The sequence below is a fragment of the Paraburkholderia aspalathi genome (genome assembly GCF_905220735.1).
GTDB classification, from domain to species: domain Bacteria; phylum Pseudomonadota; class Gammaproteobacteria; order Burkholderiales; family Burkholderiaceae; genus Paraburkholderia; species Paraburkholderia aspalathi.
The window spans coordinates 1-24,549 of sequence record NZ_CAJNBA010000011.1; the positions used below are offsets into that span (position 1 = coordinate 1).

General features: G+C 59.6%; 25 protein-coding genes and 5 pseudogenes. 20 read left to right on the top strand and 10 right to left on the bottom strand.

What is annotated here, in order from left to right; all coding sequences use genetic code 11:
* On the bottom strand, positions 1-993 hold a 993-nt coding region (istA, locus tag KHO30_RS34945), incomplete at its 3' end, for an IS21 family transposase (RefSeq protein ID WP_244864200.1).
* A gap of 422 nt (positions 994-1,415) precedes the next feature.
* Here istA (KHO30_RS34945) and KHO30_RS39405 point away from each other — a divergent pair.
* Complete coding sequence (locus KHO30_RS39405; protein WP_244864219.1) at positions 1,416-2,000, top strand: reverse transcriptase domain-containing protein; 585 nt, start codon at positions 1,416-1,418, stop codon at positions 1,998-2,000.
* A 456-nt stretch (positions 2,001-2,456) separates the two neighbouring features.
* Here KHO30_RS39405 and KHO30_RS39410 read toward each other — a convergent pair.
* Positions 2,457-3,254, bottom strand: a pseudogene (locus KHO30_RS39410) (recombinase family protein); the annotation flags it as partial.
* Between the two features lie 307 nt (positions 3,255-3,561).
* Between KHO30_RS39410 and KHO30_RS34955 the strand changes: the two are divergent.
* Genes KHO30_RS34955 through KHO30_RS34965 form a run of 3 tightly spaced genes read left to right on the top strand, consistent with a single transcriptional unit; the run spans position 3,562 to position 6,694 of the window.
* Complete coding sequence (locus KHO30_RS34955; RefSeq protein WP_211703591.1) at positions 3,562-4,800, top strand: tyrosine-type recombinase/integrase; 1,239 nt, start codon at positions 3,562-3,564, stop codon at positions 4,798-4,800.
* Complete coding sequence (locus KHO30_RS34960) at positions 4,794-5,705, top strand: tyrosine-type recombinase/integrase (protein ID WP_211703592.1); 912 nt, start codon at positions 4,794-4,796, stop codon at positions 5,703-5,705. Before KHO30_RS34955 ends, KHO30_RS34960 begins: the two co-directional genes overlap by 7 nt.
* The gene (locus KHO30_RS34965; protein WP_211703593.1) at positions 5,702-6,694 is read left to right on the top strand and encodes a tyrosine-type recombinase/integrase; all 993 of its coding nucleotides are present in this window, start codon (positions 5,702-5,704) and stop codon (positions 6,692-6,694) included. The genes KHO30_RS34960 and KHO30_RS34965 overlap by 4 nt, the downstream gene beginning before the upstream one ends.
* Before the next feature lie 44 nt (positions 6,695-6,738).
* Here the strand turns inward: KHO30_RS34965 and KHO30_RS39415 are convergent.
* The 4 genes and pseudogenes from KHO30_RS39415 to KHO30_RS34980 all read right to left on the bottom strand — a co-directional run.
* Positions 6,739-7,161, bottom strand: a pseudogene (locus KHO30_RS39415) (recombinase family protein); the annotation flags it as partial.
* A 143-nt stretch (positions 7,162-7,304) separates the two neighbouring features.
* Entirely contained in the window at positions 7,305-7,598 is a 294-nt protein-coding gene (locus KHO30_RS34970; RefSeq protein ID WP_211703594.1) for a hypothetical protein, read from the bottom strand.
* A 120-nt stretch (positions 7,599-7,718) separates the two neighbouring features.
* Positions 7,719-8,033, bottom strand: a complete 315-nt coding sequence (locus tag KHO30_RS34975) for a recombinase family protein (RefSeq protein ID WP_211703595.1) — start codon at positions 8,031-8,033, stop codon at positions 7,719-7,721.
* Between the two features lie 143 nt (positions 8,034-8,176).
* Complete coding sequence (locus tag KHO30_RS34980; protein WP_211703594.1) at positions 8,177-8,470, bottom strand: hypothetical protein; 294 nt, start codon at positions 8,468-8,470, stop codon at positions 8,177-8,179.
* 140 nt (positions 8,471-8,610) lie between these two features.
* On the opposite strand from KHO30_RS34980, the gene KHO30_RS34985 reads away from it, so the two are divergent.
* Positions 8,611-9,270 carry a group II intron maturase-specific domain-containing protein gene (locus tag KHO30_RS34985; protein ID WP_280531458.1) on the top strand — a complete coding sequence of 220 codons (660 nt, stop codon included), beginning with the start codon at positions 8,611-8,613 and terminating at the stop codon, positions 9,268-9,270.
* Between the two features lie 133 nt (positions 9,271-9,403).
* Positions 9,404-10,465 carry an IS110 family RNA-guided transposase gene (locus KHO30_RS34990; protein ID WP_211703596.1) on the top strand — a complete coding sequence of 354 codons (1,062 nt, stop codon included), beginning with the start codon at positions 9,404-9,406 and terminating at the stop codon, positions 10,463-10,465.
* 389 nt (positions 10,466-10,854) lie between these two features.
* Here the strand turns inward: KHO30_RS34990 and KHO30_RS34995 are convergent, their stop codons facing one another.
* Complete coding sequence (locus KHO30_RS34995; protein ID WP_211703597.1) at positions 10,855-11,166, bottom strand: hypothetical protein; 312 nt, start codon at positions 11,164-11,166, stop codon at positions 10,855-10,857.
* 142 nt (positions 11,167-11,308) lie between these two features.
* Between KHO30_RS34995 and KHO30_RS35000 the strand changes: the two genes are divergently transcribed.
* The 9 genes from KHO30_RS35000 (at position 11,309) to KHO30_RS35040 (ending at position 17,890) form a co-directional block, all read left to right on the top strand.
* The gene (locus KHO30_RS35000) at positions 11,309-11,842 is read left to right on the top strand and encodes an antitoxin Xre-like helix-turn-helix domain-containing protein (protein ID WP_183085562.1); all 534 of its coding nucleotides are present in this window, start codon (positions 11,309-11,311) and stop codon (positions 11,840-11,842) included.
* Entirely contained in the window at positions 11,839-12,318 is a 480-nt protein-coding gene (locus tag KHO30_RS35005) for an RES family NAD+ phosphorylase (RefSeq protein WP_120311319.1), read from the top strand. Before KHO30_RS35000 ends, KHO30_RS35005 begins: the two co-directional genes overlap by 4 nt.
* A 65-nt stretch (positions 12,319-12,383) precedes the next feature.
* Entirely contained in the window at positions 12,384-12,731 is a 348-nt protein-coding gene (locus KHO30_RS35010; protein WP_211703598.1) for a hypothetical protein, read from the top strand.
* Positions 12,732-13,120: 389 nt separating this feature from the next.
* The gene (locus KHO30_RS35015; RefSeq protein ID WP_211703599.1) at positions 13,121-13,813 is read left to right on the top strand and encodes an SOS response-associated peptidase; all 693 of its coding nucleotides are present in this window, start codon (positions 13,121-13,123) and stop codon (positions 13,811-13,813) included.
* Positions 13,814-13,815: 2 nt separating this feature from the next.
* Entirely contained in the window at positions 13,816-14,928 is a 1,113-nt protein-coding gene (locus KHO30_RS35020) for a hypothetical protein (protein WP_244864203.1), read from the top strand.
* A gap of 2 nt (positions 14,929-14,930) precedes the next feature.
* Positions 14,931-15,401, top strand: a complete 471-nt coding sequence (locus KHO30_RS35025) for a hypothetical protein (RefSeq protein WP_244864204.1) — start codon at positions 14,931-14,933, stop codon at positions 15,399-15,401.
* A 158-nt stretch (positions 15,402-15,559) separates the two neighbouring features.
* Positions 15,560-15,901: a hypothetical protein gene (locus KHO30_RS35030; protein WP_211703600.1), complete on the top strand. Its 342-nt coding sequence runs from the start codon at positions 15,560-15,562 to the stop codon at positions 15,899-15,901.
* Between the two features lie 53 nt (positions 15,902-15,954).
* Positions 15,955-17,217, top strand: coding sequence for an ISAzo13 family transposase (locus KHO30_RS35035; RefSeq protein WP_211703601.1), 1,263 nt, complete (start codon positions 15,955-15,957; stop codon positions 17,215-17,217).
* 175 nt (positions 17,218-17,392) lie between these two features.
* Positions 17,393-17,890, top strand: coding sequence for a hypothetical protein (locus KHO30_RS35040; protein ID WP_211703602.1), 498 nt, complete (start codon positions 17,393-17,395; stop codon positions 17,888-17,890).
* An 85-nt stretch (positions 17,891-17,975) separates the two neighbouring features.
* Here KHO30_RS35040 and imuA read toward each other — a convergent pair whose 3' ends face one another.
* Complete coding sequence (gene imuA, locus KHO30_RS35045) at positions 17,976-18,674, bottom strand: translesion DNA synthesis-associated protein ImuA (protein WP_211703603.1); 699 nt, start codon at positions 18,672-18,674, stop codon at positions 17,976-17,978.
* 231 nt (positions 18,675-18,905) lie between these two features.
* Here imuA and KHO30_RS35050 point away from each other — a divergent pair, with 231 nt between their 5' ends.
* The 3 genes and pseudogenes from KHO30_RS35050 to istA (KHO30_RS35060) form a co-directional block, all read left to right on the top strand.
* Positions 18,906-19,775 (top strand): hypothetical protein, encoded by an 870-nt coding sequence (locus KHO30_RS35050; RefSeq protein WP_211703604.1) that lies wholly within the window; start codon positions 18,906-18,908, stop codon positions 19,773-19,775.
* Positions 19,776-19,839: 64 nt separating this feature from the next.
* Positions 19,840-20,742 carry a DUF2971 domain-containing protein gene (locus KHO30_RS35055; RefSeq protein WP_211703605.1) on the top strand — a complete coding sequence of 301 codons (903 nt, stop codon included), beginning with the start codon at positions 19,840-19,842 and terminating at the stop codon, positions 20,740-20,742.
* Positions 20,743-21,315: 573 nt separating this feature from the next.
* Positions 21,316-22,107: pseudogene (gene istA / locus KHO30_RS35060) on the top strand (IS21 family transposase); the annotation flags it as partial.
* A gap of 8 nt (positions 22,108-22,115) precedes the next feature.
* On the opposite strand, the gene KHO30_RS39420 reads toward istA (KHO30_RS35060), so the two are convergent.
* On the bottom strand, positions 22,116-22,700 hold the full coding sequence (locus KHO30_RS39420) for an IS630 family transposase (RefSeq protein ID WP_342345990.1): 585 nt from the start codon (positions 22,698-22,700) through the stop codon (positions 22,116-22,118).
* A complete protein-coding gene (locus KHO30_RS35070) occupies positions 22,628-23,173 on the bottom strand; it encodes a winged helix-turn-helix domain-containing protein (protein ID WP_211703606.1) in 546 nt (181 codons plus the stop codon). Before KHO30_RS35070 ends, KHO30_RS39420 begins: the two co-directional genes overlap by 73 nt.
* A 41-nt stretch (positions 23,174-23,214) precedes the next feature.
* Between KHO30_RS35070 and KHO30_RS35075 the strand changes: the two are divergent.
* Positions 23,215-23,944 (top strand): annotated as a pseudogene (locus KHO30_RS35075) (Mu transposase domain-containing protein); the annotation flags it as partial.
* Positions 23,941-24,549: pseudogene (locus KHO30_RS35080) on the top strand (ATP-binding protein); the annotation flags it as partial. The pseudogenes KHO30_RS35075 and KHO30_RS35080, both read left to right, overlap by 4 nt.

A 24,549-nucleotide genomic window follows, 5' to 3' on the forward strand; every position in this document is an offset into this window, starting at 1 on the left:
CGCGTACTGATAGGGCTGCTCGGGCAACGGCCTGAGTGCCGGGCGATCGATTTCGTCGAAGACGCTACGGCGTGAGCCAGGCAGCTTCTTGAAGGGCCGGTTGTTCAGATCGCTCAGCAACGCGGCGATCGCCCGGTTAGCCTCGCCCAGGCTGAAGAAGCGCTGGTTGCGCAGGCGGGCGAGGACCCATCTCTGCACCAGGAGGACTGACAGCTCCGCTTTCGGCTTGTCCCTCGGTTTTTTACTACGAGCCGGGATGACGGCCACGGAGTAATGCCTAGCCATTTCCTGGTAGGTTGGATTGATGTCCGGATCGTAAAACCCCGACTTGTGCACGCCCGATTTTAGATTGTCAGGGACCAGTATCTCGACCAGACCGTTATAGAACGCGAAGGCGCGCACGTGCGAGCCGATCCAGTCTGGCAACTGCTGGGTCCACGTGAGTTCCGCGAAGGTGAAGCCGGACACGCCGAGCGCAGCGACAAACAACTCGGCCTCGCGGATTTCACCGGTGTCCGGGTTGATGATGCCCAGCTTCTTGCCCGAGTAGTCGACGAACAGCTTCTGGCCCGGCACGTGCGTTTGCCGCATCGTGACCGGAAGCCGCTGTGCCCATTCCTGGTAAGCCTTGCAGAACCAACTGTAGCCGCAGCCGTCTGGATGTTGCGCCTTGTATTCCTGCCACAGCAGATCGAGCGTGACGCCTTTCCTGCCGATCTCGCGATGCACCGCCGGCCAGTCCGGCATGCCGCGCGCTGGCTCGCGCCGCGCCGGCGGCGGATACAGCCTTGCCTCGAGCGCCGCGTCGTCTGTCAGCAGTTCCGGTGGCAGCGGCCAGCTCAACCCTGCCAGCCGCGTGCGGCGCAGGTAATGCCACACCGTCGTCGTCGAGGCACCGACCGCGTCGGCGATTTCCCTCTGATTGCGGTCACACTCGAAATGCAACCGCAGCACTTCCCTGATTTTGCGCATGGTCAACCTGACATTTGCCATTCGGCACTCCCGACAAAACTGTCGATCGTGCCACCGTTGACCCGCGTCGCTACCACCCGAAATTCTTGTTCGCGATGGCGTGGAAACCCTGTTCTTTTTGCCGTGGAATCGGCGTTAACTTTGCCGTGGAATTCGTGTTCTTTTTGCCGTGGAATCCCTGTTCACTTTGGCGTGGAATATTCAAGTAAGCCGGAGAACTCGACATGGGAGCGCAGCAGAAAACGCAACGCGTCCTTGGCGACGGAAGTCTGGGTGAAGCCCGGAGGACTGCCGCCCGAGGGGCTGAACCTATGGCGGCGAACCCCGAACCTGAAAGCCCGTCGGCTTGTGACCGACTGATGGAGGAAGTCTGCGAGCGGGGAAACCTGCGACAGGCGTTGAAACGTGTGAAGGCGAACAAGGGCGCGCCGGGCGTGGACGGCATGACGGTTCAGGCACTACCGGCGTACCTGCGTGAGCATTGGCCGTCGATAAGGGACACGCTGCTCAACAGCACGTACAAGCCCCAACCGGTGAGACGGGTCGAGATACCCAAGCCTGATGGCGGTGGCGTGCGCAAGCTCGGCATTCCTTCTGCGCTTGATCGATTCGTCCAGCAGGCGGTCTTGCAGGTGTTGCAAAGGCAGTGGGACCCGACGTTCTCGGATGCCAGTTACGGCTTCCGCCCGGGACGCTCGGCACATCAGGCAGTGGAGCGCGCGCAAGGCTACATTCAGGCGGGACATCGCTGGGTTGTAGACCTGGACCTCGAACAATTCTTCGATCGCGTGAGCCACGACATCCTGATGAGCCGGGTGGCAAAACGGGTCAGCGACAAACGGATGTTGAAGCTGATCCGTTCCTTCCTGACGGCGGGCGTGCTGGAGAACGGGATGGTTGGCGCAACGGACGAGGGTACGCCCCAGGGCGGCCCCCTCACGCCATGGACGCAAAAGATAACTTTGGTCGGCATGAGGGCTTTGCGAGGATCCGAGGGGCCGGGACGGTCCACCGCTTCCGCCGGCTGATCGTGCGGCGGTGGGAATCGAATGGCGAATGGTGATGCTGTCGTCGGCCACCACAACCTCCTTGACGAGCAGTCTCGTGATGCGCTGACGGTCCTGAACGTCGAGGGTCTCGGCATGGCTGCGCAAACGCTCCAGGAATGCCGTCAGCGTTTCCGCCAGCCGCAGATAGGCGGCCTGGTCGACCAACTGGGCGCTGAGCGAGCGAAGCTCGTCCTGCAGACGCTGCTCACGTTGTCGCATCGCAGGCATGCGCCGCCGTAACTCGTTCAGAGAAATCAAGTCCTCCTGGTACGCGGTGAGCACCCGGTCCATACGTTTTTGGACTTGTGCCAGATCCTGCGTGACGCTGTCCTGCTGACGCTTGGTCGGACTCGAATTGCGTGCCGTCTCAAGGCGCCGGTTCAATTCGGTCTGGATGAGGGCGGGATCTTCCAACAGGCGCACAATTTCTGACCATACGATGTGCTCCAGCAGATCCAGTCGGATGGGGCGTTGCTCACACTTAGCGTGGCCGTCGTAGCGCCAGGCGTCAGCACCCAGGCAGCGGTAGTAGAAGATCTTGCGTGCACTACTGCGTGTCGAGGTCCGGTATAGGGCGTAGCCGCACTCGCGGCAGTGCACAAGACCTTGGAGAATACTGGGTTCGATCGTCCGACGCGAGGCGTGCTTCTTGTTGCTTTCCAGGCGCTCCTGCGCCAGGGCGAACGTATCTGGATCGATCAAGGCGGGAACCGGAATCTCTATCCATTGATCACGCGGCAGTTCGTGATTAGCACTGTTGCGCGCGGGCAGGCCACCGCGCTGGCGCAACGTCCGGTTGTTGGTGCGTTCTCGCGCGGCCTGTTGTGTCTTGCCGAAGCAGGCCATTCCGTGATAGGCAGGATTGCGAAGGATTGCCCAAACCGTAGAACGCTCCCAGCGTACTGCGCCCTTCCTGGTCGGAATTCCCAGCTCGTTCAATCGGCGCGTGACAGCACCGATGCTCAGCCCCGCCACCGTGTACAGCTCGTAGATCTGGCGAACTACTTGCGCCTCGGCGTCGATCACCGCGTAACCCGCTGCCTGCTCGTCGCTCTTGCGTTCGTAGCGGTAACCGTAGGGTGCGCCACTTAACACGCTGATCTCGCCTTGCCTTGCACGGTGCAGCTTTCCTCGCCGCGAGCGTTCGAGGATCTGAGCACGTTCGTACTCAGCGTTTTGCAGAGAACCGCAAAACGCTGATGATGCGGAGCGCGGAATTATGCAGAGCCGCACCGCCAAAGTGGCGGCGCAGCTTGCATCTCTGCAGCACAGCGCTGTGCATTATCCCGGCTCGAACAATGAGGCGATCAGCGCGTCCGGCGCCTTGAATCGACTTAACGCGATCACTTCCGCAGAGGCCCGGTTTCATCGGCTGGGCCAACGGTGTTAAATCCGCATGCTGCAATACGGCCGGTTGTGCCGCCATCCCTCGATCGGCCTCACTTCTGAAGACTCAATGCGTTAATCAGTTATACGAAGGAAATGGTCTTGCACACAGGCGGCGCATACTTGTTCTGCCTTTTAACCAAGTGAGGCCATCATGCTGGAAACACACTTGAAGTCACCTGTAACGCGCGAGCGGCTCCGCGCGGGTCCCGCCGCAGATCACGTCGACGAGTTTGCCGACTGGCTCGAGCGCTGTGGGTATGCCCCCAGTAGCATCGACTGGATGCTGCGCTGCCTCGCCGGCTGGACAGATTGGATGCTCGCCAGCGGGTTTGGCGCGCAAGAACTGCTGCCCGGGTTCGAGGCGTGCAAGGTGGAACTCGACAAGAAGCGGCATGTTCCCTACAGTCGCGGAGCCAATCGCCAGTCGTTGACGGCAGCCTCGGTGTTCATTCGATTCCTTCGACACGAGGGCAAGCTTGCGCCCGCCGTGGCTCCGCCAGCTGCCTGTGACCTTTGGCCTGTGCTCGGAGAATTCCGGTTATGGATGTACAAGCACCGAGGGTTGACTGAAACGACGCTCGACATCTATCAGCGGACCCTGAAGGGGCTGTGCACCGCGCTCGGTGATGACGCGCACGCCTATTCCGTCGAAGCGCTACGGGCCTTTGTCCTTGACCGTGCGCGTCCTCACGGAATTGAAAGTGCCAAGAGCATCACTGTCGCCGTACGCTCTTTCCTTCGCTTTCTCGGTGCCACTGGACAGTGCCCTGAGGGCCTCGAGCAAGCCATCCCTGGTTTCGCATGCAGGCAACTCGCGGCAGTCCCCCGGTTTCTCCTTCCAGAGGATGTCGAGCGACTGATCTGCTCTTGTCCCGAGGATCCCAACGGGTTGCGCGATAAGGCAGTCCTCCTGCTCCTGGCCCGGCTCGGGCTACGTGCCAGTGAGGTCGCTCAGCTCAAATTCGCCGACATCGACTGGCGACGAGGGGTTGTTACCGTCTGCGGGAAGGGACGTCGCCAGGAATTGCTGCCTCTAGCGCAGGAGGTCGGCGACGCGATTTTGCTTTATCTGAACCAGGGCAGGCCACCGTTGCAAGTACCTGAGGTATTTACGACCGTTTTGGCTCCGCTTCGTGCGTTGACGCGCGCCGCTGTCACACACATCGTGCGCAGCGCATTGCGTAGGGCGGGGGTCAAATCGCCAATCAACGGCGCCCATGTTCTGAGGCACTCAGTCGCCACTGCAATGCTGCGTCAGGGGGCGTCCCTGGCGGATGTCGGTGCGGTCCTACGACATCGCTCTCCTATGACGACAGCTCATTACGCCAAGGTGGACTTCGGCCTGCTGTCGGAAATTGCTCAGCCGTGGCCGGGGGTACCATCATGTTGATCGCCGATGCTGAACATTACGTTGCGCTTCGTCAGACCCTCGGCTTCAAGCTTCGTGAGGTATCGATGAACATCCGGGCGTTCGCGAGGTTCGCGACTGCCCGTGGCGACACTCACATCCGCGTTTCCACTGCGGTGGACTGGGCAACCCAGGGTTCCTCTCCGAATGTTCGGTACATCCGGTTGCGAGACGTTGTGCAGTTTGGCCGCTTCCTGCACGCCGAGAATCCGGCCCATGAGGTCCCAGTCAACCTGTTCCATTTCACCAAGCGGCGGCGCTTGCCCTACATCTACGCACCCGAGGAACTGGCGAAACTGGTCGAGGCAGCTAACCACCTGCGTCTGACGTACCCGCTTCGACGCGAGGTCTACGCGACGATGTTCGGACTTATCGCTGCGACCGGGCTCCGTGTTTCGGAAGCACTCAACCTCAGGCTGGGTGACATGATGCCCGATGGCATCCTGCGGATCCAAAATGCCAAGAATGGAAAAAGTCGCCTCGTCCCGTTGCACCCCACGGCGGTGACCGCCCTCAACCGATACCTCGAAGCGCGCCGCCAGCTGGCGGTGACGGACGACCACGTATTCCTGTCGGCGGGAGGCCTACGGATTGCCTCCAGCACCGTGGGGAGTACCTTCCACCGGGTAACGCGACTTGCCGGGATTGCTCCAGCACGAAGCCGCAAGCCGCGCATCGTTGATCTGAGGCACAGCTTCGCAACACGAGCGCTGGAGCAGTGCTCGACGCGACGCGAGGCGGTCGCCCGTCACTTCGTTGCACTGGCGACGTACATGGGCCACACGGACATCGCTAGTACCTACTGGTACCTGGAGGCCACCCCGGAGCTGTTGACCGACATCGCCGCCGCAGCCGAAGCACTGATCGCCACGACGGAGGGCATATGATACCCATCGCACCGTTGATTACCAGTTTCCTGCGCGAGCACATGCCGGTCGAGCGCGGCTACAGTCTTCACACATGTGAGACCTACGCCCACGCCTTTCGCCTTCTGTTCATCTTTGCCAGCAAGCGCCTTGGGATTCGGCCCTCACAGCTGTGCATCGAGCAGATCGACGTCGCATTGATTCTTGCCTTCCTTGCCTATATCGAGGAACAGCGCGGCAACTCGCCGGCGACGCGCAATGGACGACTCGCCGCAATCAAAGCCTTCTTCCACTACGTTGAATTCCGTGTGCCCTCCGCTCTGGAACAGGCGAGGCAGATTCACGCCATCCCTGTAAAGCGGTACGACAAAGCGCTCATCCAGCATCTCACGAACAACGAAGTTCGTGCCATCATCGACGCTCCAGACATCACAACACGCCTCGGGATTCGGGACCGTGCAATGTTGCACCTCTGCTTTGCCGGCGGGCTACGTGTTTCCGAATTGGTAGGGCTACCGTTAGAGAACTTGTCCCTGCAGCGAACGCCGAGCATCCGCGTTCTCGGGAAGGGTCGGAGGGAAAGATGCCTTCCACTCTGGAAAGCGACCGCCGCAGATCTCCGAGCCTGGCTTGCAGTGCGAGGCCAGGTTCCGGTCCCGGAGCTATTCGTGAATGCGCAAGGAGAGGCAATGACGCGAGCTGGCTTCGAGTATGTCCTCGACAAACACTCCCGCACCGCCGCGAAGAAGTGCGCCTCTTTGAAGGGGCGCTCGGTCTCTCCTCATCAGCTCCGACATGGCTGCGCTATCACCATGCTTCAGGCCACTCGGGACATCCGCAAGGTAGCCTTGTGGCTTGGCCATGCTGACATTCGCACGACCGAGATTTACCTGCGAGTGGATCCGTCGGAGAAGCTCGAGGCTATGGAAAGGGTATTGCCGCTTGGTTTGCGCCGTGGGCGATTCAAGGCGCCGGACGCGCTGATCGCCTCATTGTTCGAGCCGGGATAATGCACAGCGCTGTGCTGCAGAGATGCAAGCTGCGCCGCCACTTTGGCGGTGCGGCTCTGCATAATTCCGCGCTCCGCATCATCAGCGATCATGCCTTGGAATTGCAACAGCAACTGATCTTCCGGCGTTCCCGAGTGCGGCGCCTTGATGAATATCACCGCCACGTGATGGCGTGCCAACTCCTCAATGAGCAGAACCTGATAGGCATATTTGCGACTCAGACGATCGGGCGCGAGCGCCAACACCGCTTGAATCTCGCCACCAGCCGCCAGATCGCGCACCCGCTCCAGTCCTGGCCTCACCAGGCTTGCGCCGCTGTAGCCCTCGTCCTGGAAGACCCACTCATCCGGCACGCTGTAGCCTTCGCTTCGGGCAAACTCCACCAATGCCGCCGTCTGACTGGCGATGGTCTTCTCCTCCTTCTGTTGATCGGACGATACCCGGGCGTAGATCGCGGCAACCTTCATCAGTCTCTCCACTCAGTCCAGTTTGCTCGCCTGTGCGGCGCACACGATCCGGCACCAGGATGTCATAGACCTGCTCGAGCTTCTTTGCCAGCAGGCGATCAAACGCATATTCCAAGTCAACGTGACGGCTGCGTGAGCGGCGATCAGCCACGCCCGCCTGCCGTCGCTAGCAAAGCACAGACCGCACGCGTGAGCGTTTCGCCCATCGTTAAGTCATTGGCCTGCGCGTACGCCCGCAATGTGACAGCAACGGCTGCAGGAACCTTCAGCGTGATGGGAATGGTGGGCTCGGCCACGACTACCGGAGACGACAGGTGCTGCGCCTCTTGCAGGTAACGGTAGGCTTGGCGCCGCGAAATCCCGTGTTGTTCGGCCATGGCTTCGACGGCCTCGTTGAGGCTGCGACCGTCGGCAAGCAGATGAAAGGCGGCATTCAAACGCTGAGCCCTTTCGGAGAGAGTTGAGCGCGACATATGACATTTTTATATTACTTCTTGTGACGCAAATCAAGGACTGAATCGGAACGGCACAACGAAATCTGCCGCTCGAACTCAAAGTTATCTTTTGCGTCCATGGCGTGCCAACTCCTCAATGAGCAGAACCTGATAGGCATATTTGCGACTCAGACGATCGGGCGCGAGCGCCAACACCGCTTGAATCTCGCCACCAGCCGCCAGATCGCGCACCCGCTCCAGTCCTGGCCTCACCAGGCTTGCGCCGCTGTAGCCCTCGTCCTGGAAGACCCACTCATCCGGCACGCTGTAGCCTTCGCTTCGGGCAAACTCCACCAATGCCGCCGTCTGACTGGCGATGGTCTTCTCCTCCTTCTGTTGATCGGACGATACCCGGGCGTAGATCGCGGCAACCTTCATCAGTCTCTCCACTCAGTCCAGTTTGCTCGCCTGTGCGGCGCACACGATCCGGCACCAGGATGTCATAGACCTGCTCGAGCTTCTTTGCCAGCAGGCGATCAAACGCATATTCCAAGTCAACGTGACGGCTGCGTGAGCGGCGATCAGCCACGCCCGCCTGCCGTCGCTAGCAAAGCACAGACCGCACGCGTGAGCGTTTCGCCCATCGTTAAGTCATTGGCCTGCGCGTACGCCCGCAATGTGACAGCAACGGCTGCAGGAACCTTCAGCGTGATGGGAATGGTGGGCTCGGCCACGACTACCGGAGACGACAGGTGCTGCGCCTCTTGCAGGTAACGGTAGGCTTGGCGCCGCGAAATCCCGTGTTGTTCGGCCATGGCTTCGACGGCCTCGTTGAGGCTGCGACCGTCGGCAAGCAGATGAAAGGCGGCATTCAAACGCTGAGCCCTTTCGGAGAGAGTTGAGCGCGACATATGACATTTTTATATTACTTCTTGTGACGCAAATCAAGGACTGAATCGGAACGGCACAACGAAATCTGCCGCTCGAACTCAAAGTTATCTTTTGCGTCCATGGCGTGCTATCACCGTTGTTATCCAATCTGATGCTCGACGATCTCGACCGGGAACTTGAGCGACGCGGGCTGCGTTTCGTGAGGTACGCCGACGATTGTAACGTCTACGTACGCAGCGAACGCGCGGGTCAGCGGGTGATGGCGGGGCTGAAAGCCTTCCTCACCGGCAAGCTCAAGTTGAAGGTCAACGAGGCGAAGAGCGCGGTGGCCGAACCTCACACGCGGAAGTTTCTCGGATTCACCTTCCTTACCCGTGGACACGTCAAACGGCGCATCGCGCCCAAGGCACTTCTTCGGTTCAAGGAACGAATCCGGGAGCTAACGCAACGCACACGAGGGATCAGCATCGAACAGTTGATGGAGCGGCTGAAACGCTATCTTACAGGGTGGCGCGGTTACTTCGGCTTCTGCGAGACGCCCAGTACGCTACAGCGGCTGGATGAGTGGGTGCGACGCCGTATTCGCTGCGTGTTCTGGAAACAGTGGGGGACTAGCCCCAACCGCTTCAGGGAACTGACAGCACGCGGTGTCGACCGGAATCTGGCCGCCCAAACGGTCGGCTCCCCACACGATGCATGGCGGCTGAGCAACAGTCCCGCTCTGCAACGCGCGCTCACCAATCGCTATCTCGGCTCCCTCGGTCTTCCATCGTTACGCACATAGCCGGTCAACCGATCCGAACCGCCGTGTACGGACCCGTACGCACGAATTGGTAAGACCTCCCCCGATCACCGGACCGGCACCGTCTGGTGCCATCATGGCTGGTGCTACACAACCTTTCGGGAAGGGGGAAGTCATGGACAAGATTACTCGTGTTGGCGTGGATCTGGCGAAGAACGTCATGCAGGTTCATGCGGTCGACGGCGCCGGACGTGTCGTGGTACGCAAGGCGATTTCGCGCGAACGGTTCGTGAGCTGGTTTGCCAATCTGGAACCGTGCCTGGTCGCAATGGAGGCATGCGGCGCGGCGCACTACTGGGCACGCAAGCTGCGCGCGCTCGGACACGACGTGCGCCTGATTCCACCGCAGTTTGTCGCACCCTACCGCAAAGGCGGCACTCACGTAAAGAACGACGCAGTCGATGCCGAAGCGACCTGCGAAGCGGCGAGCCGCCCCCACATGCGGTTCGTGCCGGTCAAGTCACCCGCGCAGCAAAGCGTGCTGGTGCTTCACCGCATGCGCACAGGCTTTGTCGAGGAGCGCACCGCGCTGGTCAATCGATTGCGCGGGTTGCTGGCCGAGTTCGGCGTGTTCCTGCCGCAAGGTATCGACCAGTTGCGCAAGCATTTCGTCGACCGCGTTGAGGATGGCAACAATGAGCTGGCAGGGCCGGCGCGCCAGGCCTTGATGCATGGCTGGGCGCAATGGCAGGCGCTGGATGAGGAGATTGCCTGGTTTGACAGGCAGATTGCCGAGCACGCCAGCCACGACCCGCAGGCGCAGCGTTGCATGGACGTATGCGGCGTAGGCCGGCTGACGGCATCGGCCACAGTGGCGACGGTGGTGGATGCACGGCAGTTCAAAAACGGGCGGCAGATGGCCGCCTGGCTGGGCCTCGTGCCCAGGCAGAAGAGCAGCGGCGGCAAGCAGCGGCTCGGGCGCATCACCAGACAAGGCGACGACTATCTGCGCACCTTGCTGTTCCAGGGCGCGCGCTCCGCAGTCCTGACAGCGCACCGACGTGACGACCGGCTCTCACGCTGGATCGTTCAGTTACAAGCGCGCGTGGGCTACTACAAGACACTGGTCGCCGTGGCCAACAAGCACGCGCGTATCCTGTGGGCGGTGCTCGCCAAGGCCGAACGGTTCGATCCATCCCACGCGCCCGCTCGCTATAGCAGGGCGGCGGGCGCGTGAAACCGAAAACGGAAGATGCCAACTCACCATGAATTGACTTTGTAGTCGAAGACGCAACAGGTAAGGATAGCGACAGGTCAGACCGGCAGCAGGCGAACTCGACACACCACCAGGCGGGCGCGACACGCGCAACGCCGTCGCACGAAAGGAGTCCCGCTGCGCGGTTACTATCCGGGCTCGGGCGCGCAACGACAGCGCCCAGCAAGGCCGTTTATAGGTGCGCAGTCTGTCTCGCCGCCGTCCCGTGTCCCTGTGGGTCTCGACTGGCAATGCAGGAGCTCAATGAATGATCCACTAAACCCAGCTTGCAAAAACGGGGAGGTCTTTATAGGTGGTGTGGGAGGGGTCGGGCCGCGAGGCCTGCCCCTATCCCGATTCCGTGCGGCTGATTAACGGCGTATTGCCACAGTGAAGGGCGGTGTGTCCTTCAGCCAGTTCCGCACTTCCGCTCGCACGCTGAAGTGCGGTGCCGCGAGCCACCCGGCGAACTCAGGCCGCAATTCCAGCCATACGCAGTCGGACAGATCAAATTCCTCTTCGATCTGTGCGGGACAATCGTCACGCAAATAGGCATATACCACGTGGCGACCATCCCAATACGCGACCGCGAAATCCGTCAACTCAGCGACGCTGCCGCGCGGCAGGTCTCGCAGCAACATTCCAAGCTGGTTGGTGAATGTTTCAGGGGTTAGATCACCCATGATTTCCTCCGTTTGTGCCCGTCGACATGTAGCAGGATAGGTGCCGGATAGCGCCGGCGAGACGGAAAATTACGCGGCAAAGACAAACCGTCAACCGCTCATTTGAGCTATACTGAATGCTCATATGCGGAGAAGCGAAATCATGACAGTGACCATACATCGCAACAAGCGCCCGTCTGCTGGGAAGACCGCTGCTGCCGTCGTCGCGCAGGCAGTCCGGCCTGCTGTGGCCCGCTCGCCGCGAACGATCGGCGACTTCGTGCGGATCTACGAAGCAGGGCCAATGGAGCGGATAGAACTAATCAAGAGCGGAATCAGCGCCGATGGGCTGGTTGATCTCGCGACGTCGATGCATACGACGAAAGACCAACTACTCAAGCGGCTTGGACTTCCCCGCGCGACGGTCGATCGGAAAGCTCGTGCCAAACAGAACCTGTCCCAGGAGCAATCCGAGCGCGTTATTGGCCTAATGAAACTCGTTGGACAGGTTAAAACCATTGTCGAGCAATCAGGCGAGCCCGAAGGCTTTGACGCCGCTCAATGGGTTGGACAGTGGCTTGAGCAAGCGAACGGCGCGCTCGGCGGCATTCCTCCAGCAGAGCTGATGGACACCGTTCAGGGGCAGGAGGTTATTTCCGGCCTGCTTGCGAAGATGCAGAGTGGAGCATACGCGTGACAGTGGCGATATGGCGAATCGCAAGCGACACCCCTGATTACACTGCCGATGACCTGTCTGGCGAGGGTGCCAAGCGGACGGGCGGCCGATGGAACCGGGTTGGTATGCCGGTGTTGTACTGCGCGTCCAGCATTGCGTTGGCTTGTCTCGAAACGGTTGTGCATTGGAACGCCGCAGGCTTGCCACTGAACCGATATCTGGTCCGGATCGATGTGCCGGATGACGTATGGAGTGCGGCGACGATTGTGACGGCGGACGCGGGGCCGGTCGGGTGGGACGCGATACCAGAAGGCAAGGTCAGTCTGGACCTGGGCGATGGCTGGATCAGCGCGAAAAAGGCTGCGATCTTGCTCGTGCCGTCGGTCATCGTCCCGGAAGAACTCAACGCCCTCGTCAATCCGTTGCATCCAGACGCTGCCAAGCTCACCGCAACGAAACTGCGCAAATGGATCTACGACAGCCGGATCAAAAAGTAGGGACACACATGAATAATCTGAGAACGCGGCAAGAGAACGGGACCGAAAGACGGAGCGGACGAAGCATGAATCACCATGAAGCGAAGTCGACCCTCGAGACGCTCGCGCGCGGCGTCGATCCCGCTACGGGAGAGATCCTCTCGGAACAGAGCCCGTTCAACAACCCGCAGGTGATCCGCGCGTTGTTTTTTGCCGCGAAGGAACTCGAAAAGCTAGTCCAGCCAGAGCCGGCGGGGCGAGTCCAGCGTGAACGGCCAAAGAACGCCGGCCGAGCATGGCTGCCAAAGGAAGACAAAGCGCTGCTTGACGACTTCGATGCCGGTATGTCGCCCAAGGAACTCGCCGCGAAGCACGGTCGCACTAAGGGGGCCATCGATTCCCGCCTCGTGCGTCTCGGTCGTGTCGACGAATGAATGCCGGCGACCGCGACCGGCTTTTCTGGATGCTTGCGGCAGTTGGTCGAGCGAGGGCGCATCGCGCAGATAAGCTGAAAGCGCGGATAGTTAGTTGCGTTTACGATTGAACCATTGAGAACATCTCTCGCCGAACAGGAGACCCTATGACGCAGGTATGCCAGCGATACAGCGCGGGACCTGAATACGATCGGAGCGCTCGATGGCAAGATCTTCGCCGCGGCTGGCGCACCTCGGACCGGACGTATATGGATTCGGCCTGACGATCGGCCGCATGCGTGTCCCGTTGATGGTCCGTATGAGCGAAGGTGAACAGGTGCAGGACCGGATATCCTGCCGTCCCGGCAGCGTCGCTCTTCTAGTAAAACTGCCGTTGCCGGAGGTTCTTCATGTGTGGACGTTATTCCCGCGGCCAGAAAGATCTGTTTTACGTCGAGCCACTGATGTCTGATGTTGGAGATCGGCGATTTGCCGACCATGCAGAGATCTTCCGGCCAAGCTGGAACGTCTCGCCGGGCACCAAGCAGCCGATCATCGGGCCTGCCGGCCCGCGCCTCGAAATGTGGGGATTCCGGCCGGCGTGGGCGGTAGCCAGAAAGACCCCGATGATGATCAACGCTCGACTCGACAAAGCCGCGTCGAGCACGTGGAAATGGATGTTCACTTCGGGGCGAGTGCTTGTTCCGGCCGATGGCTGGTATGAGTGGTTGCCGGTCGAAGGCAAGAAACAGCCCTATTTCATTGAGTCAAACGACGGGCCTCCTGTCTATTTCGCCGGCTTGAGCAGCGTGCGAACAGATGCAGCTCCGTCAGAGACGCCGGGTGCTGTGTTCGGCTTTGTGGTTGTGACTGCGGCGGCTGACAGCGGCATGCTTGACGTGCACGATCGGCGGCCTCTTGTGCTGACGCTCGAAGAAGCCAAGATATGGCTTGACCCGGCGACGACGTTTGATGAGGCGGTGCATCTGGCGAACAGCGCAGGAAAGTCCTCGGACGACTTTCATTGGCACAAGGTCACGCCAGGCGTGAACCGGACCGGCACCGATAGTCCGACGTTCAACGAGCCGATAGACGACCAGTGAACATGAACAAAGGTACAAACATGAAGCACGAATACTGTGTCCAGACAGATATCCTCGAGACCGTCGTCGCGTCAGCGCCGGTCGAGCTGCGGCACACCGCGCTGATTGCTAAGCTCGCGACGCGCACCGAATTCCGCTCGGCGGCCTACGTGACATCACGCGACACCTACGGGGCATCTCCCGGGCGGGTATTCGACGAATCAGGTACGCTGGTCGCGGACAACTATCGCGATTGGATCGGATCCGAGATTGCCGCTCACAACGGCGACGTTGGCGCTGTGTGGGAACGGTACAAAGATAAGGGCTACCTGCTTTCCGAGGTCCAGCCGGTACTGCATTTCTTCGCCCATGACCGCGGCGGTGCACAGGACAACTTCACCCAGTTGCGCATCTTCACGGAGACCGAGGCTATCAGCCGTAACCTCTTCACAACTGAGAGCTGGAGGCAACCGGAGCACCCGAACGAACTTCTCGTCTCTCACAATTATCTCGGTGAAGAGATCGAGCCGCGGCCGCTGGGCAGCGCGCGGTACAGGCTCTACGACGCGATCGACATGCCGACTTTCCTTCGTGTGGCCGACGCCTGTACCGACGTGGAACGGCGCACTGCCGCCGACCGTCGGCTTAGATTCACTGACTTGCAGACCGGCGAGTCCAGCTCTCAATCGTTCGCAGAGATCCACCCGACATTCGACAAATACCCGCACAAATCCCGGCGTTTTTTTGATGACTGGTCTGAATCGAGTGCGGGTGCAAGCGGCGAACGGATCTGCCGGCGATGGGTGTTCGAGCCGCAGGATACGGAGGGGCACCGATCCGACAAGACCCAACCGCGTCATCTCTACTTCATTCCGCAGTGGGGGCACAACCGCAAGGTGGCGGCCGTCGAAAAGACGCGCAACATGGACGACTACGCGCTGTATGGCCGATTGAACAAATTCGGCGAGCGAATCGGCGTGCCGTTCAGCTGGTATTTCTACGGTCTGCACGGCAACCTGGTGAAGTCGGTCGTGATGGATCGCATCGTCGCTGCTGCAGAAGGCGGACTTATCGTGTTGCCGGAACACGATTACCGCGTATTGAAGCGCTGGCAGGACCAACCATACGGATTCTGAGAATGCCAACACAAACGCTGCCGCCTGTACCTGACGGCGTGTCGATGTACTTCTATATGAAATTCGCCGCAGGCAATGAAACTTTCGGCGACGAGTGGTACAGGTTCAGGACGATGAATGATATGCCGCCGTGCCTCAAGCATGACTATCCGACGCGGGATATCGAGTTCCGTGTGCCCCCGATCTGCAAGGGCTTCCAGCTCATCACGATAGACCTGCAGAGCGCCCTGGACACGATGCCACCGAATGAACGTCTGCACTTGAATCCCGCGCGCTGGAGCCGGGTTCGTCGCGATCTGAGCGAAGGATGGTGCTACACGCCATGGATGGGAGTGGAGCAGGGGAAGGCTTCGTTGACTGATGGCCGTCACCGGATCGTCGCGATGATGAAGTTCCTGCAACTCGAGTACGCGCCATTCGCGGTGCCACTTCAACACGTTGAAGCGGTGCGGGCGCAACTGAAGACCGGATAGATTTCAGCTTTAAAGACTGCCTGCGCCGTAGGGAATTTTCACCATTAAACGCTGACCGTCATCCGCATTGCCCGCGCGACACTATACCTATCACACCCTGGCGTGACTGCGCCCCGAAAGCTGGCCGGATGCCGGTTGTCCACGAGTACCCAAACACCATGACTGTTATCAGAGCTGTTACCCATAATACGGGCGCCGTCGCGCAAGCCATCCTGACCTACGCGAATCACCCGGGACTGAAGGAACTGCGTCTTGCGGTGACGCGTGCCTACAGGTACGACGAAGACGTGCCGGAAGGTAACTCCAACAATCTGCTGCAGAACAGCCCAATTCTGCAGGCTGTCGCCGTCTTTGACTTGCCGTACACCGTCAACAACTCGATTGCTGTTGTTATCGACTCGCCGGGATTGTCCATGCAACGTGACGCGCGTGCCGGCGAGGTGAAACATCTGACGAGCGACCTGTTGAAGTTGAATCTCGCCCCCGGCAAGCTGACTTAGGAACTGTCAAAAAATAACTTTTACAAGTTGACGTGTCCGGATAGTATGAAGGGATGGATGAGAACGAAGCTGGAATCGCAGAGAAGTTCAGGTCATTGAGTGAGCTGTTAGATGAACAGCAGCGGCGGCTGTGGGCGGCCACGGAGGCTCGCGCGTTGGGCTATGGCGGGGTAAGCATCGTTGCGCGAGCGACCGGACTCACGCGCCCGACGATCGCTGCAGGACTCAAGGAACTCGACGATGCGAAGCGGCCTGCATCGACAAAGACGCAGCGGCGTGTGAGACGAGCTGGAGCGGGGCGTCCGCGAGTGACGCACGGCAATGCAGAGCTGCGTCCGGCGTTGGAGGAACTGGTCGAACCGACAACGCGAGGAGATCCGATGTCGCCGCTGCGCTGGACGTGCAAGAGCGTGCGGGTTCTGGCGTCGGAGTTGACCCGCCAGGGCCACCCGGTCAGCCATCAGAGCGTGAGTGCGTTGTTGCAAGAAGCTGGCTACAGCCTGCAGGCCAATCGCAAGACACGCGAGGGTGCCTCGCATCCGGATCGCAATGCGCAGTTCGAGCACATCGCCAAGCGTGCCCGGCAATTTCAGCGACGCGGCCAGCCCGTGATCTCGGTGGATACCAAGAAGAAGGAACTGGTCGGAGACTTCAAGAATGCCGGGCAAGAGTGGCATCCCAAGGGGCAAGCGCCCCAGGTGCGTGTGCACGACTTCCAGGACAAGGAGCTGGGCAAGGCCATTCCCTATGGCGTCTACGACCTGAGCGCCAACGCCGGATGGGTCAGCGTCGGTGTCGACCACGACACGCCGGAGTTTGCGGTCGAATCGATCTGCTGTTGGTGGCGACGCATGGGGCGCAAAACCTATCCCGGCGCAACCGAGTTGCTGATCACCGCCGATGGAGGCGGCAGCAACAGTTCGCGCGCACGGCTGTGGAAGGTGGCGCTGCAGCGCATGGCCGATGCCACAGGGCTGAAGATATCGGTGTGCCACTTCCCGCCGGGTACCAGCAAGTGGAACAAGATCGAACACCGGCTGTTCTGCCATATCACCGAGAACTGGCGCGGCCGCCCTCTCGTGAGCCACGAGGTGATCGTCAACCTGATCGCCGGCACAACCACCACGAAGGGGTTGCGCGTGAAGGCCGCGTTGGACAAAAGACCCTATCCGACAGGCGTACAGGTTGACGACTCGACGATGGCGTCGCTGCATTTGAAGACCGACAAGTTCCACGGCGACTGGAACTACACGCTGTCTCCTGCTGCGTCGGTTCCATCTGCAAAATCATCCATCAAGTCGCGCGCAAAGCTGTAAAAGTTATTTTTTGACAGTTCCTTACGCTGTCGTGCCCGTCGACGCGACGGACCATCTTCCTGCCGAAAAGGCGTGGCAAATCATTGCCGCGGCCGACTACGCCAATTTTACGCGCACCGACGATGAAACCGAGCTGCACCGGCGTATGCAGTAAGCGGTCTGGAGAGATAGGACCATGAAAGATTTTCCAGCTCCCAAGCATCCGCTGATGACGCTGCTCGACAGGCAAATGGTTGAGGCCTGTGACGTGACTGCCATGGCCGAATTTCTCCTGCCAATGACTGAGACCCCGGAGTCGATCCGCGAATACGCGGGCAGGATCGGGTTCGCATTTGAAGGCTATGACGACGACTCCCGGGAGTTGTACGTCATTCCCGAAGTGCGCCGCTTTGTACGCACACTCACGCGAGTCTTTCCGTACTGGTTCCACTTCTGCAACAAGGTCGACGAGTCGCTATTCGTCGTGATGGCCTGCCTGTTGCCGATCGCCAGTTCCTCGAAGAGTGCCGGCGAAGTAACGTCGCACTTTGAGGCCGGCAATCTCTCCTCCGTGATTCACAAATTGTTCACGGCCGTCAACGGCCTGTACGCGCACCACGGCTTGACGAATGAAGAAAACGACCTGATGACAAGTCAGGTCAGCAGCTACATGAATACCTACATGAACGGGTGATTTGCGTCGCGTGGTTCGCGAGCGGCGGCCGCCGCCGTTTCGCGGGTGAAGGTCGACGCCCAGCCGCTCGATCGCGCAAGACGCATCAGGCGTGCGCGTTGGCCAACTGCGTCACTGTACGCGGCGCCCCGCGCATGGCCCGCCCATGCGGGCTGACGAGAACCGGCGACGGACGCAACTCGACTGAAACGCTGCCGTTCATTGACGGGCCTTTTCGTTTGACAACCTCCACGCTGACACCGCCCTCGCACGGCCGAACGGTTAGACGCAACTCGGCGGGTGACGAATCGAGCGCTCTGGCCAATGGCCTCACCACAAAGAAAAGCATCTCGCTGGACCTGGCTGCAAGCTGAAGACGTCTGAGCGACTCCTGACGCAGGTGTTCCTGCCAGAACACGAGCGCGCCACAGGTGCCAGCCTTCAGAATCTGCTCTGCTGCCCACAGTGCATCGGCGGTGAGCTTCGGACGTACCAGAAGCATTTTGTCGACCGGCAACCCGATGTACTGCAGCGCGGTCGCGTTGAGGACGCGCGGCGGCTGCAGGACTGCGACCGAACGCTTACTGACGGTGGCCAGCGCTGGCGCAAGTAGCCTTATTTCCCCCGAACCGGCCTGCTGAACACACAGCTCAACGAGCGCGCCTTGAGGCCAACCACCGCCCGGCAGTTCCGCCGACAGCGTTGAATAGCCAGTATCGACTGTACGCCCGCTGGCTCGGCCAAGCTGCGAAGCCCGCCACAAGGACGGGTGTATCTCATCGAGGGAAGCTGGAAGCGCACCCATAAGTCACCCTGTATATATATACAGTATTATGCGCTTTTCGGTGGACAGGGCAACCCCGCCCTTGGAAGGGCCAAAAACCGTATTCCGCGTGTCAGGGCGCGCGTGCACCGGCATTGCGGGCGCTCGACGTAATTCTCCAGATCGTTGAGAATAGATGTGCACCAGCGGACAAAATGCGCGGACAACCACAGGAAACGCCAGCCCACACAACACCACGTGAGATCTGTCACCATGGCGAAGAAAAAGAAGAGCGCGAGAGAAAAGGCGAATGTAGGCATCTTGAGTTGGCGTGCTTCGGGCGAGCCTCATGCGACGAAAAGTTTAACAAAACCATTCCGCAAGCCCTCAACTGAGCAAGAGAGCAGGCAACCGGTCGAGACGCAGGCACCACTCGTCGAGTCGATTTTTCGATGTGACCTAAGACCCTCCCCCGCTCAGAAGACGGTCCTGGACTCCCTGTTTTCTGGTCCGCTCCTTCTCAAGGCGCTGCTTTCGAAAGCAGCCCAGAAGCCGCAAACGTCTCAAGAGGCCTCGATGTTCCTGTTGGAGCATCACGAGGAACTTCAGCCTTACCTTTTTTCGGGCAACCGCAGCGAGTCGGTCGACTTGCTAAAGAAGCTGATTATTCAGTGGGCTGCCCGCGTTCCTTCGCTGATCGAGCTTCAATTTTCCGGTGACTGCTCCGTCTCAGCGTCCAATCAGGTATTTCTGCCGATCCCCCGACTCGGGACGGTGGCAATTCAGAATGAAAGTAGGATGATCGACGCACGGCATCGCTCACACTACAAACCCGCCTTCGCCCTCGTCCATTCGACACTCGGCTACCTCATAGAGATCGTTTTCGTTCGTCGGGATAGCCGGCCACCCCCCACGGCAAGCGTTTTTGAACCTCAGAAGCTGGCTCAAAAGGCAGCGCCACGCGCACAGCTGGCCAGCGAGCGGGTCGGATTCGACAATTTCCTCATGCTTTTCGACAACGCGGTGAACCAGAGCTTGATGAACGAGCTGCGGATCTCGCGGCGGTTCGCGACACCGGATTTCGCAGCCCTTGAGGGGAAAGAGGTACCGGGCGGTCTCCCGTCGCTAGGGAAACGGCGATAGCAGCTGTGTCAGTCTTGGTGTAATCCGATACTCCCCGGAACCGTCACCTGCCTTGCGAGGCAACATGAATTACAACGACCGTCAGCACTTCTTCAAGTACACGACTGCCGAGACAGCCAAGTTGATCGTTAGCTCACGCAAGCTGCGTTGGAGTTCACCGTTACTCTTCAACGATCCCTTCGATCACCAAACTGGATTCGATTTTCCGTTTACCGGCAAGGAGTTCTCCGAGGCATTCCTGGAAGCCAGTCTGCGGGCTATTTTTGGGGATGCACCATTTAATCCGCCGCATCAAACCAAGTACGGCGACATATTGCGCATCGCACGAGCGAATAGGGATCGGTGGCCGCGTGCCAAGTTTGAGACAGATTTACAGGCGGCGACAGCAGAGATGGCAAGCATTTTCCCCGGCTTATCGGAAGAGCTAAATGCGAATCTCGCCGAGCAATTGACGCGGTCCAGGGTACTCTGCTTGACCGAGCGAGGCGACAATCTGGTCATGTGGTCGCACTACGCGAATTCCCATCGTGGTGTCGCGTTCAAGTTCAGGCGTCTTGAGCACGCCGATCATCGGTTTCTGGTGGCGCAACCTGTTCAGTACAGCGACGAGTCTGTCGGCTTTCTTGGCTTACAGGAATATATAGAAATGCTTTTGGGACTGGCGAAACATGACCTCCTTCCCCGCGTCTGGGACTTGGCTTTCCGCAAACATGCTGACTGGGGGTATGAGCATGAATGGCGTGTTCACGTCGCCCTGTTAGCAGGTGATGAGACCGGCTTCGGATATTCCGATGATGAGGAACCTACCGAGCTATTCGAAGCAATTTACTTGGGATGTCGTATGGAGCAACCGAGCGCCGGCGAGCTTGTTCAGTTGATCCGAGAAAAGCTGCCACAAACAAAGATCTTCCAAGCGAAGAAGCGAACTGCAGGGATCGGTTTAGACTTTGTGTCCGTGGAGCCATGAAACGATTGAGGAGCGACTGTAGTGCACTCTGAGCTGAAATAGCTGGACCGGCCGGATTTGTGACTCAAATTCATTAGATTCGCTCGATCGCCCTCGCGGCCTCGACGCGGGGTCCAGCCTAGCTCTTCTGACGGAGGGCAAGCGTAGGAGCATGGTCTCGGAGGGATTCCTGACACGCCCCCAAAAAGCTTGGTCTACCAAACCGATCCGCCGTCCAATGCAATGCGGCGCTTTCTCGTCTTTCATCCCTAGCTTTGTGGGTCATACGCGACCGGCCTACGCCGCATAATCCACGCTGTCGGGCGAGTCTCAGCAATTCGACATTCGCGATTTTCCCTGCTGCCCAATCAATTCCGTGCTTTCAGGTCTAGCTAACTGCGCGCTAGTCCAACGAATTCCGTCCCCCGACAGTTATGTGGTGCGCGACAATTAGGAAGTCCGCTTTTGCGACAACTATGATGGCCGGTGGTGAGGAGTCGAAGGCGGCGTAGCCGCCGTAGACGACGAGCCATCGGCAGCGTCGATTCGGCGGGGACTTAGGATGATTGGCTGCAGCTAAATAGCGGTCAGTCAATGCCTGGAATCCACATCACCGATCGACAGGTTCATCTCTACATGACCAAGCGTAAAGATCACACACAGGAAGTTGCCGCCGCGAAAGCAGGTATGAGCGTGCGCACGGCGCGTCGCGTATCCAAAGCGGCGGAGCTACCCTCGCAGAAGCCAGAGCGTGAATGGCGGACCCGGACAAACCCATTTGCCGATGTTTGGGATAGCGAAATCGTGCCGTTACTGCGCTGTTCGCCGAAACTCAAAGCCATCACCCTTCTGCGCAAGTTGCAAGAAGACCATGCCGATCGGTTCCCCGACGGAATGCGGCGCACGCTTGAGCGGCATGTCAGCCAGTGGCGTGCGCTCGAAGGGCCCAGCAAGGAAGTGTTCTTCCCCCAGACGTACCAGCCCGGCGTTCGAGGCCTGTCGGACTTCACACATATGGAGAAACTAGATGTGACGATCGCCGGTGTGGCGTTCGGACACATGCTTTATCACTTTGTGCTGGCGTTCTCACGCTGGGAATACGCCAGCGTCGTTGACGGCGGAGAGAGTTTCCAGGCGTTGGCAGCAGGATTGCAGAACGCTTTATGGCAGGCCGGCGGCTGCCCCAGCGAGCACCGCTCCGACAGTCTGTCGGCAGCTTTTAAGAACCTTCAGGAGAAGGACGACTTTACGGTTCGCTACGCGGCGTTGCTTGAGCACTATGGCATGGAAGGCACGCGCAACAATCGTGGCTTGGGGCACGAGAATGGCAGCGTGGAATCCTCGCATCGCTACTTGAAGGACGCAGTTGATCAGGCGTTGGAGTTATTCCATTTCTAATTCAATAGTGAATCAATGATCCACGGCCACGCGACGATGGAATGAACCCGTTGGTGATCCAGTTCAAGGTGGCGAAGCGAGTCGCACAGATGGTGTTCGAGCGCATCGATACTCTCGAATACGCGGTTGTGAAAGGACTTTTCGCGCAGATCGTCCCAGAGATGTTCAACGGGATTGAGCTCGGGCGAGTACGGCGGAAGTGTGAGCAGGCGCAGGTTGTGCGCCAGTCTGAGTGCAGCACTCTGATGCCACCCGGCGCCGTCGAGAACCATCACGATGCGCTCGTCGGGATGGCGCGCGCAGACCTCATCGAGAAACAGCTGCATGCAGGCGGCGTTGACGTGCGGCAGGATCAGCGAGTCGAGCACGCCATCGGTCACCGAGACAGCCGCATAAGCGTAGGTGTACTCCTGCGTCACCATGGCCTGACACAACGGACGAACTGGTTTGGGGCACCAGCAACGCCGCGTATCGGAGATGCGACCGAAGCGCGCTTCGTCCTGAAACATCAGCCGGATCGGCCCTTGTCCCGGCCACGCGCGGTCGATTTCGAGGAGGACGTCGGGAAGTTTTTTTTCCAGGCCTCCTGGGCGGCCACATCGGCTTTGGGGTGTCGCTTGTCAGGCGCGAGCTTGCGCCAGCCATGACGGTGTAGCAGGTTGTAGGCGGAGGCCAGGGCAACCTTGCGTCCGAGCCGTTCATCCAGCGCCCGCTTGATCTCTCCGACCACGAGGATGCCGCCCACCTTGGCCTTCTCGAAGAAGGGCGCAAGAAAGGTCGCTTCTTCTTCCTGCGTCATATTCTCGCGGCGTCGACCGCCCGGCCTGGGGCGGTCGACTTCGGGCATCCCGCCAGCCAGAATGAAGCGCCGGCGCAACTGACAGGCCCAGCCGACCGATATGCCGATCGCTTGCGCAGTCTGCGCGAGAGTCAGACCGAATTCGAGCGGCAACAGTACCGCTTGAGCCTGCCGCAACTCATCCACCGTTCTGGCCTCGACAATGAGTTTCTTTGCACGTTCAAGAACCTCACCGCCTGTCGCTTGACGAACCATCGCGCGCACCTCTACATGGAAGGTGTGCTTATTATTGCACTATTGAATTAGAAATGGAATTACGTGGTCATCGCGATTTCGATGATCGGCCGGCCTACGAGGAGTTTGTGCGCGGCGTGGTGATGCGCCGCAACCGGCGCAATGCTGCCGCATTTCAAGTGGAGCGTGGATACCTGAAGGAGTTGCCTGAGCATCGTACTACCGACTTCGTTGAGGACGAAGGGCGCGTGACGCGCAGCGGCACTTTTACGGTGGATGGCAGCCTCTACAGCGCGCCCTCACGCCTGATCGGGCATCGCTTGAAAGTACGCCTCTACAGCGATCGGCTTGACTGCTATCTGTCCGGAGCGCTCGTGCACAGCACGGCGCGAGTCAGGCGTACAAGCGCAGGTCGCGGGCGTGCGATTAACTATCGACATTTTATCGAGTCACTCAAACGCAAACCGCAAGCCTTCAGGGGCCTCGTGTTTCGTGACGATCTGTTTCCGCGTGAGGCGTACCGCCGGACCTGGGAGCGCCTGGATCAAGCACTGAGCCCGCGCAGCGCGTGCAAGGTCATCGTGGGCCTGCTGGAGCTTGCCGGCAATTACGGCGTAGAGGCAGAACTGGCCCTGCAGCTTGAAGTGCTGCTGGAACTCGGCGAGCTGCCCCGATCTGGAAGCGCTCTTCGCACAATTTGCTCCGCGCCAGGCCGAATGTCCCATTGTGTTAGTCGAGATGCCCGACGCCTCGATCTACGACGCGTTGCTTGACGAAGAGGTGCCAGCATGAGCGCACCAACTTACGACACCGGCAGCATGGGACTGATGCTCAACGAATTGCGTCTGCCGACAATCGGTCGACTGTGGTCTGACTTTGCCCAACGTTCAGATAAGGAAGGCTGGCAAGCCTCGCAACTGCTGGGCGCATTGTTCGAGCATGAATTGGCTGAACGGGCGAAACGCAGACTGGAACGTCATCGAGTCGAATCACAATTGGATCCGACCAAGACTCTCGCCACGTTCGACTTCAGCGTCGTGCCCATGGTATCGAAGGCACACGTCATGGCGCTGGCCACCGGCGATGCGTGGCTCGAAAAAGGTGCCACGATTCTCCTGTTTGGGCCGCCCGGCGGAGGGAAAAGTCATCTTGGAAGCGCCATCGGACACGCCCTGATCGACGCGGGATATCGGGTCCTGTGCACCCGCACCAGCGAATTGGTGCAGAAGCTTCAGGTGGCACGAAAGAGCCTGCAATTGCCGTCGGCACTCGCCAAACTCGATCGTTTCGATCTGATTATCCTGGACGACCTGTCCTACGTCAGAAAGGACCAGGCTGAAACCAGCGTGCTATTCGAGCTGATCGCCGAGAGGTATGAAAGAAAAAGTCTTCTCATA

Bases quoted from the DNA above. Each gene is read 5' to 3' on its own strand.
- KHO30_RS39405 (WP_244864219.1), top strand. From the start codon at position 1,416: ATGACGGTTCAGGCACTACCGGCGTACCTGCGTGAGCATTGGCCGTCG.
- KHO30_RS34955 (WP_211703591.1), top strand. From the start codon at position 3,562: ATGCTGGAAACACACTTGAAGTCACCTGTAACGCGCGAGCGGCTCCGC.
- KHO30_RS34960 (WP_211703592.1), top strand. From the start codon at position 4,794: ATGTTGATCGCCGATGCTGAACATTACGTTGCGCTTCGTCAGACCCTC.
- KHO30_RS34965 (WP_211703593.1), top strand. From the start codon at position 5,702: ATGATACCCATCGCACCGTTGATTACCAGTTTCCTGCGCGAGCACATG.
- KHO30_RS34975 (WP_211703595.1), bottom strand. From the start codon at position 8,033: ATGAAGGTTGCCGCGATCTACGCCCGGGTATCGTCCGATCAACAGAAG.
- KHO30_RS34990 (WP_211703596.1), top strand. From the start codon at position 9,404: ATGGACAAGATTACTCGTGTTGGCGTGGATCTGGCGAAGAACGTCATG.
- KHO30_RS34995 (WP_211703597.1), bottom strand. From the start codon at position 11,166: ATGGGTGATCTAACCCCTGAAACATTCACCAACCAGCTTGGAATGTTG.
- KHO30_RS35000 (WP_183085562.1), top strand. From the start codon at position 11,309: ATGACAGTGACCATACATCGCAACAAGCGCCCGTCTGCTGGGAAGACC.
- KHO30_RS35010 (WP_211703598.1), top strand. From the start codon at position 12,384: ATGAATCACCATGAAGCGAAGTCGACCCTCGAGACGCTCGCGCGCGGC.
- KHO30_RS35015 (WP_211703599.1), top strand. From the start codon at position 13,121: ATGTGTGGACGTTATTCCCGCGGCCAGAAAGATCTGTTTTACGTCGAG.
- KHO30_RS35020 (WP_244864203.1), top strand. From the start codon at position 13,816: ATGAACAAAGGTACAAACATGAAGCACGAATACTGTGTCCAGACAGAT.
- KHO30_RS35025 (WP_244864204.1), top strand. From the start codon at position 14,931: ATGCCAACACAAACGCTGCCGCCTGTACCTGACGGCGTGTCGATGTAC.
- KHO30_RS35030 (WP_211703600.1), top strand. From the start codon at position 15,560: ATGACTGTTATCAGAGCTGTTACCCATAATACGGGCGCCGTCGCGCAA.
- KHO30_RS35035 (WP_211703601.1), top strand. From the start codon at position 15,955: ATGGATGAGAACGAAGCTGGAATCGCAGAGAAGTTCAGGTCATTGAGT.
- KHO30_RS35040 (WP_211703602.1), top strand. From the start codon at position 17,393: ATGAAAGATTTTCCAGCTCCCAAGCATCCGCTGATGACGCTGCTCGAC.
- imuA (WP_211703603.1), bottom strand. From the start codon at position 18,674: ATGGGTGCGCTTCCAGCTTCCCTCGATGAGATACACCCGTCCTTGTGG.
- KHO30_RS35050 (WP_211703604.1), top strand. From the start codon at position 18,906: ATGGCGAAGAAAAAGAAGAGCGCGAGAGAAAAGGCGAATGTAGGCATC.
- KHO30_RS35055 (WP_211703605.1), top strand. From the start codon at position 19,840: ATGAATTACAACGACCGTCAGCACTTCTTCAAGTACACGACTGCCGAG.
- KHO30_RS35070 (WP_211703606.1), bottom strand. From the start codon at position 23,173: ATGGTTCGTCAAGCGACAGGCGGTGAGGTTCTTGAACGTGCAAAGAAA.